Source organism: Polynucleobacter sp. 35-46-11 (genome assembly GCF_002281105.1).
This window is the reverse complement of record NZ_NCFJ01000095.1, coordinates 1-7,137: the sequence shown is the minus strand read 5'-3', so window position 1 is coordinate 7,137 and position 7,137 is coordinate 1. Positions and strand designations below refer to the sequence as shown.

The 7,137-nt window shown below is 46.0% G+C and carries 6 protein-coding genes; 4 read left to right on the top strand and 2 right to left on the bottom strand.

All coding sequences use genetic code 11. The annotated features are described in order from the left end of the window. The 4 genes from B7Y67_RS08615 to B7Y67_RS08600 all read left to right on the top strand — a co-directional run. A partial coding sequence (locus B7Y67_RS08615; protein ID WP_293598292.1) for a PAS domain S-box protein occupies positions 1 to 1,654 on the top strand: 1,654 nt, incomplete at its 5' end. A gap of 35 nt (positions 1,655 to 1,689) precedes the next feature. After that, positions 1,690 to 2,337 (top strand): response regulator, encoded by a 648-nt coding sequence (locus B7Y67_RS08610; RefSeq protein WP_215385745.1) that lies wholly within the window; start codon positions 1,690 to 1,692, stop codon positions 2,335 to 2,337. Between the two features lie 6 nt (positions 2,338 to 2,343). Further along, positions 2,344 to 3,198: a bifunctional methylenetetrahydrofolate dehydrogenase/methenyltetrahydrofolate cyclohydrolase FolD gene (folD, locus tag B7Y67_RS08605; RefSeq protein WP_215300931.1), complete on the top strand. Its 855-nt coding sequence runs from the start codon at positions 2,344 to 2,346 to the stop codon at positions 3,196 to 3,198. Positions 3,199 to 3,251: 53 nt separating this feature from the next. After that, complete coding sequence (locus tag B7Y67_RS08600) at positions 3,252 to 5,381, top strand: M3 family metallopeptidase (RefSeq protein ID WP_293598291.1); 2,130 nt, start codon at positions 3,252 to 3,254, stop codon at positions 5,379 to 5,381. Between the two features lie 11 nt (positions 5,382 to 5,392). Here B7Y67_RS08600 and xth read toward each other — a convergent pair whose 3' ends face one another. Together xth and B7Y67_RS08590 are read right to left on the bottom strand one after the other, a co-directional pair. Then, complete coding sequence (gene xth / locus B7Y67_RS08595) at positions 5,393 to 6,238, bottom strand: exodeoxyribonuclease III (protein ID WP_293598296.1); 846 nt, start codon at positions 6,236 to 6,238, stop codon at positions 5,393 to 5,395. Then, positions 6,231 to 7,137: sigma 54-interacting transcriptional regulator (locus B7Y67_RS08590; RefSeq protein WP_293598290.1), on the bottom strand; the 907-nt coding region annotated here is incomplete at its 5' end. The genes B7Y67_RS08590 and xth, both read right to left, overlap by 8 nt.

Below are 7,137 nucleotides of genomic sequence, written 5' to 3'. Positions count from 1 at the left end.
GATTGGCGTTGTTCTGGGTTTAAGTGCCTTCGTGATTTGGAGTTTGTGGTCTGTTTTAAAGCAGATGCAAGTGCGGCAAGAAGTAGAAGCAAATCTTCGGGCTGAGACAAATTTTCGTAGTGCGATGGAAAACTCAACGCCAGTTGGAATTCGCGCACATGATATGAATCGGGCGATCACCTATGTCAACCCTGCTTTTTGCGAGATGACTGGTTGGTCTGCGGAAGAGCTGATAGGACTTAGTCCCCCTTTTGCTTTCTGGCCTGAGGATCAAAAGGAGGAGCTCACCAAAAAAATGCATCAAGCTCTCCAGATGACCCTCAATCAAGATAAGAAGATTGGGGTCGAGGGCTCAATCCTCCACCGTAACGGCTCAGTCATCCAGACCCGAACATTTATTGCTCCATTGATTGATGAAAAGGGCAAACAAACTGGTTGGATCACCTCATTAATTGATATTTCTGAGCCAAAGAAAATTCGTGAGGAATTAGCTGCGTCACAAGAGCGATTCATTACTGTTTTAGAAGGTTTAGATGCATCAGTTTCAGTGGTCTCCAATGAAACGGGTGAGCTATTGTTTGCAAATCGCTTCTATCGCGAACGTTTTGGTAGCTCTGCTAAAGGTCATTGTGATTTAGCCGGAGGTGAGATCAAACAAAAAATATTTCAAGCTTCAATTGAGGCCAGTTCAGCCTCGTCCCTGCATCAAGAAACAGAGTCAGAAGAAATTCAATTACTGGATCCAGCAACAGGAACTTCAAAGTGGTATGAAGTACGTAGACGTTTTTTACCGTGGGTTGATGGTCAGTTAGCGCAACTACTGATTGCAACAGATATTACGATTCGTATTGAAGCGGAAGATTTAGCCCGTCAACAAGAAGAGCGTATGCAATTCTCTAGCCGCTTAACAACTATGGGTGAAATGGCGTCATCACTTGCTCATGAGTTAAATCAACCGCTCGCCGCAATCTCCAACTACTGCATGGGTGTAGCTAAACGATTGCAAGGGCAACTTGAACCCGGCTTGCAAAAAGATATTCTTCCTGCGCTAGAAAAAGCCTCCGACCAAGCGCATAGAGCTGGAACCATCATTCAGCGTATTAAAGGTTTTGTGAAGCGTAGTGAACCACAACGAAAATCTTCTGACATCAGTGAAATTATTAATGATGCGGTTGGCTTAGTGGAGATCGAAGCCCATCGACACCGCCTGAACATTGCTACAGAAATTGCTGAAAATATCCCACCGGTTGATGTAGATCCCGTGTTAATTTTGCAGGTCTTAGTAAACCTTCTTAAGAATTCCTTGGATAGTATGCGAGAGGTTTACCCTCTCTCATCTCGCTGGTCTGCCCCTCCAGTCAAAATTTCAGCCGATCTAGAAACCAGCACTTTTCCCGCAATGCTCCGGATCCAAGTGACTGATACTGGCGCTGGAATCGCTGATTCCGTTATCGAACGGATGTTTGAGCCCTTTTTTAGCACTAAAAACGATGGAATGGGCATGGGTCTCAATATTTGCCGGTCTGTGATCGAGTCCCACCAGGGTCGACTTTGGGCAAAAAATCAGATGGATGCAGAACAAACAAAGCTGTCTGGCTGCACCTTTACAATATTATTACCCCTAGAGTCTCCGGGCTCAATGGTAAGTAGTTAATTTATGTATTTTTAGATTTATCTGTGAGAACTAATATGAATATCAGTGCAGCTACCAAACCCAACCAAGCTGAAGTGGTTTATGTTGTAGATGACGATGAGGCAGTTCGTGACTCCCTCACCTGGCTACTAGAAAGCAATGGGTATGTTGTACGCTGCCATGCAAGCGCTGAGCGATTCTTGCAGTCGCTTCAAAGCACTGATAGATCTACGATCTCTTGCGCCATTTTAGATGTTCGAATGTCAGGCATGTCAGGCCTTGAATTACAAGAACGTTTGATAAGCGAAAATCTACCAATGCCAGTTGCATTTATCACTGGTCATGGCGATGTATCAATGGCAGTTTCAACAATGAAACGTGGCGCAGTTGATTTTATTGAAAAGCCTTTTAAAGAAAACGACCTCTGCGGTTTGGTAGATCGTATGCTTGCAAAAGCACGCGTTGATTATTCTCAGGCAAGCCAACGCAAAATCACTCAGAGCCTCTTAAGTAAACTTACTGGGCGTGAGCGCCAAGTTCTCGAACGTATTGTGGCTGGCCGCTTGAACAAACAGATTGCAGATGACCTTAGCATCTCTATTAAAACTGTTGAGGCACACCGTGCCAATATTATGGAAAAGCTCAATGTAAATACTGTTGCTGACTTACTCCGCTTAGCGCTATCAGACCCACAACCTAACTAACTTCTTATGCCTGCACAGCTACTCGACGGCGTTGCCTTATCCAAAAAACTTCGTACTGAAATTGCTGCCCGTGGCGCAATCGTCACTGCCAAAGGCGTTAGACCAGGCCTAGCAGTCATTGTTGTTGGAGAGAACCCAGCAAGCCAGGTTTATGTCCGCAATAAAGTAAAGGCTTGTGAAGATGTCGGCTTTCATTCTGTGCTTGAGCGTTATTCAGCTGATTTGGGTGAGGAAGAATTACTAGCTCGTATTGCCACCCTCAACGCTGACCCTTCCATTCATGGAATCTTGGTTCAACTTCCCTTGCCAGAACACATTGCAGCGGAACGTGTTCTTGAAGCTATTGCCCCAGAAAAAGATGTGGATGGTTTTCACGTAGCGAATGCTGGCGCCTTAATGGTGGGCCAACCTGAATTCAAGCCATGTACGCCGTATGGCTGCATGAAGATTCTCGAAAGTATTGAATACCCCATCCGGGGTGCACGTGCAGTGATCGTGGGCGCTTCCAATATCGTTGGCAAGCCAATGGCAATGCTCTTGCTACAAGCAGGCGCTACAGTCACGATTTGTAATAGCAAAACGCGTGATCTGGCGCATCACACCAAAGATGCTGACATCTTGGTAGTTGCTACCGGCAAACCCAAAATGATTACTGGCGATATGGTAAAAAATGGCGCTGTTGTAATCGATGTAGGTATCAATCGCATGCCTGATGGCAAGCTTTGTGGTGATGTCGATTTTGATGCAGCCCAGTACGTTGCTGGCTGGATCACGCCTGTACCTGGTGGCGTCGGCCCCATGACGATCACCATGCTCCTCATGAACACCTTAGAAGCGGCAGAAAAGGCAGCAAAACACTAAGGAATTGATTGAGACTTTTGGCAAAATTGCTCTCAGTCCATTAAGCTAGAGGGATGACTACATCTACCCCTCTACAAGCTTCTACTGTGCTACAACAGAATCCACTTATTTCATTCGGTCGCGGTATTTGCGACTACTCCAAAGTCCAGTCTTCGGACATTCAACCTGCGATAGATTTTCTACTGGCACAGGCGGAAAAAGCAGTAGCTCTAGCAATCGACCCAAAGACTCCAGCAAGTTGGAACGAACTTCTTGAGCCTCTCGAAGATGCTACCGAATCCCTCAGCAGATCTTGGGGGGTAATTTCGCACCTCAATAGTGTTGCAGACACCCCAGAACTGAGAGCAGCTTATGGTGAGATGATCCCCAAGGTGACTGCATTCTTCTCCAGCCTAGGTCAAAACCTAGCGCTTTACCAAAGATTCAAAGAGCTTAGTCAAAGTGCTGACTATGCCAATTTGAGTGCTTCACAGAGAAAAGTGATTGAAAATTCTTTAAGGGATTTTCGTCTTGGTGGCGCCGAACTCAGTGATGCTGATAAGCCTCGCTTTTCTCAAATTCAGGATGAACAAGCATTATTAGGAAAAGCATTTTCTGACCATGTTTTAGATGCGACTGATAGCTTTGTCCATGTCATTACCGACAAATCTGAGTTAGCTGGATTGCCTGAAGATACTATTGCTGCAGCAGCAGATACTGCCCAGCAAAAGGGTCTGCAAGGTTGGGCTTTTACCCTCCACTTCCCCTCTTACTACCCAGTCATGCAGTATTCAGAGAATCGCGCACTCCGTCGCTTGATGTATGAAGCTTACGTCACTCGAGCCTCGGAATTAGCACCCCAATTTTCAAAGGGGAAGCTAGATTGGGATAACACTGCAAATATGTTGGAGCAACTCAAATTGCGTGATGAAGAAGCACGCATGCTGGGATTTGAAAACTATGCTGCCCTGAGTTTAGCCCCCAAAATGGCTAGTAGTGTCAGTGAGGTAGATACTTTCCTAACTACCTTTGCACATAAAGCAAAACCATTTGCACAGAAAGATTGGCAAGAGCTTTCTGAGTTTGCGAAAACTGAATTGACTATTGATGGATTAGAGCCATGGGATATTGCTTTTGCCTCAGAAAGACTTAAACAAGAGCGCTACTCATTCTCTGAGAATGAGCTGAAGCAATACTTCCCGCTGCCCAAAGTGCTGGATGGGCTCTTTCAAGTAATCCAGACTTTGTTTGGCGTGAATATTGAGAGCGCCAATCTACCAACATGGCATTCGGATGTTCAGTCCTTCTCGGTTAAGAATACTGAAGACAAGGTTGTAGCCTACTTCTACCTTGACCCATATGCTCGCCCTGGTAAACGTGGTGGCGCTTGGATGGATGATGCGCGTGGTCGACGAGAATTACCGAATGGTGAGATTCAAGTGCCAGTAGCGTATTTGGTTTGCAACTTTGCGCCGCCAGTAAAAGTTGATGGCGTACTGCGTCAACCCACTATTACTCATGATGATGTCATCACCCTATTCCACGAAAGTGGTCATGGCATGCACCACCTCTTAACTCAGGTAAGTGCCCTAGGCGTATCTGGCATTAATGGTGTTGAATGGGATGCAGTGGAGTTACCAAGCCAGTTTATGGAAAATTTCTGCTGGGAATGGGAAGTCTTAGAGAAGATGACCGCACATGCAGAGACTGGAAAACCGCTCCCCAGAGAGCTCTATGAAAAGATTCTAGCGGCCAAGAATTTCCAAAATGGTTACATGACATTGCGTCAAGTGGTGATGTCTCTAACCGACTGGCGTCTGCACGCTAATTTTGATGTTGAAAATGCAAAAGGACAGGCGGTGTTGGATCTATCTAAGAGCATTGCGGATCAATTCAATGTGATTCCTCAGCCTGCCATCTCTCGATGGATTAATACCTTTAGCCATATTTTTGCAGGCGGTTACGCCGCAGGCTATTACAGCTATAAATGGGCTGAAGTACTCTCTGCGGATGTGTACTCTGCTTTTGAAGAAGCAGCAAAACTCACTGGTAGTGTGCTGGATGAAAAAACTGGCACTCGTTATCGCCAAGAGATCTTAGAGGTAGGTGGCAGTCGTCCGGCAGCTGAGTCATTCAAGGCATTTAGAGGCAGAGAGCCAAGTATTGATGCCCTACTTCGTCACGGGGGCCTAGTCACCCAGTGAAGCTAAAAGTTCTAGGCTGAAATCTTTGCAATGACGGGAGCATGATCTGAAGGTTGCTCCCAAGTACGGGGCTCTTTATCGATAATGCTTTCTGTGCATTTATCTTTAAGGGCCTCGCTTAATAGAATGTGATCAATCCGCATTCCAGCATTTCTTCTGAAACCCATCATGCGGTAATCCCACCAGCTAAAGGATTTAGGCGCCTGTTCAAACATCCGATAAGAATCGGTAAGCCCTAGATTGAGTAGCTGCTGAAACGCCTCTCTTTCTGGTGGAGAAACGAGGTTTTGACCAATCCACTTAGAGGGGTCATGTACATCATCATCTGTAGGCGCGATGTTGAAATCCCCTAAAAGTGCTAAGCGACTGTTTTGGGCCAACTCTTCACTTAACCAATTTTCTAAGGCTTTGAGCCAAGCTAATTTGTAGACAAACTTATCGCTATCGGGTGATTGACCATTAGGGAAATAAGCTGATACCAAGCGAATAGGCTGCATTCCTTTAAAGCAAACTGTAGCCGCCAAAATACGCTGCTGTTCATCCGTGTTGCCAGGGATATTTCGGATTGGCTTTAAAAATGTCGTTTCATGATTGCTTGCAATCGAGGCTAATGCGGCTTTACGAACGATGATGGCAACACCGTTATAAGTCTTTTGACCAGCAGCAATACTGAGGTAACCCGCCTCTTCAAGCTCTTGATGTGGATACTTATCATCAGTGAGCTTAAGCTCCTGAAGGCACAGTGCATCAATCGGCTTTTTCACCTTCTCTTGATCCTGCAGCCATTTCAATACATGAGGTAAACGCACCTTCAATGAGTTGACATTCCACGCGGCAATCCTCACAGACTCAGCCATCAATACCAAGCTCCTGTAATTTACGCGTGATCGTATTGCGGCCAATTCCAAGGCGCTGGGCAGCTTCGACGCGTCTTCCGCGAGTTACTTCAAGAGCTGCCTGCAATACTGCTTTTTCAAACTTGGAACACAGGACGTCGTATACCTCTGAGTCTCCATCCTGTAGCATTTTGACTGCCAAACGGCCTAATCCACCCTCCCAGTCCGCTGAGCCAACTCTGCTCGCCACTTGTGCTGCAGGGTTAGATTCACCTTGCAATATGACTGGCTGTTCACCCGCCTCTGCCAAAATATCAGCAGGTAGATCGCTTACTCCAATAACATTAGACGGCGTCATTACTGTGAGCCAATGACAAAGATTTTCTAGTTGGCGCACGTTACCAGGAAATGGCATAACGCTAATTTCTTTTAAGACATCATCTGACAGCTTTTTAACTTCAACACCAAGAGACTTGGCGCAGGACAACATAAAATGCCTTGCCAAAACTGGAATATCTTCCGCGCGCTCACGTAAAGCTGGCATACGCAAACGAATCACATTGAGGCGATGCAATAAATCTTCACGGAAAGCACCAGCAGCAACCCGAGCCTCAAGATTTTGATGGGTTGATGCAATGATTCTCACATTGGCTTTGATGGGATCTTGTCCACCAACACGATAGAAATGACCATCGGTTAATGCGCGTAATAAGCGAGTTTGTAGATCAAAAGGAATGTCGCCAATCTCATCCAAAAATAAAGTGCCACCGTCGGCCTGCTCAAAACGACCACGACGCAAGGTCAAAGCTCCTGGAAATGCACCACGCTCATGACCGAATAATTCAGACTCCAATAAATCCTTTGGTACTGCGGCCGTACTAAAGGCAATTAATGGGCCTTTAGCGCGAGGGCTATGCTTA

Bases quoted from the DNA above. Each gene is read 5' to 3' on its own strand.
- B7Y67_RS08600 (WP_293598291.1), top strand. From the start codon at position 3,252: ATGACTACATCTACCCCTCTACAAGCTTCTACTGTGCTACAACAGAAT.
- folD (WP_215300931.1), top strand. From the start codon at position 2,344: ATGCCTGCACAGCTACTCGACGGCGTTGCCTTATCCAAAAAACTTCGT.
- xth (WP_293598296.1), bottom strand. From the start codon at position 6,238: ATGGCTGAGTCTGTGAGGATTGCCGCGTGGAATGTCAACTCATTGAAG.
- B7Y67_RS08610 (WP_215385745.1), top strand. From the start codon at position 1,690: ATGAATATCAGTGCAGCTACCAAACCCAACCAAGCTGAAGTGGTTTAT.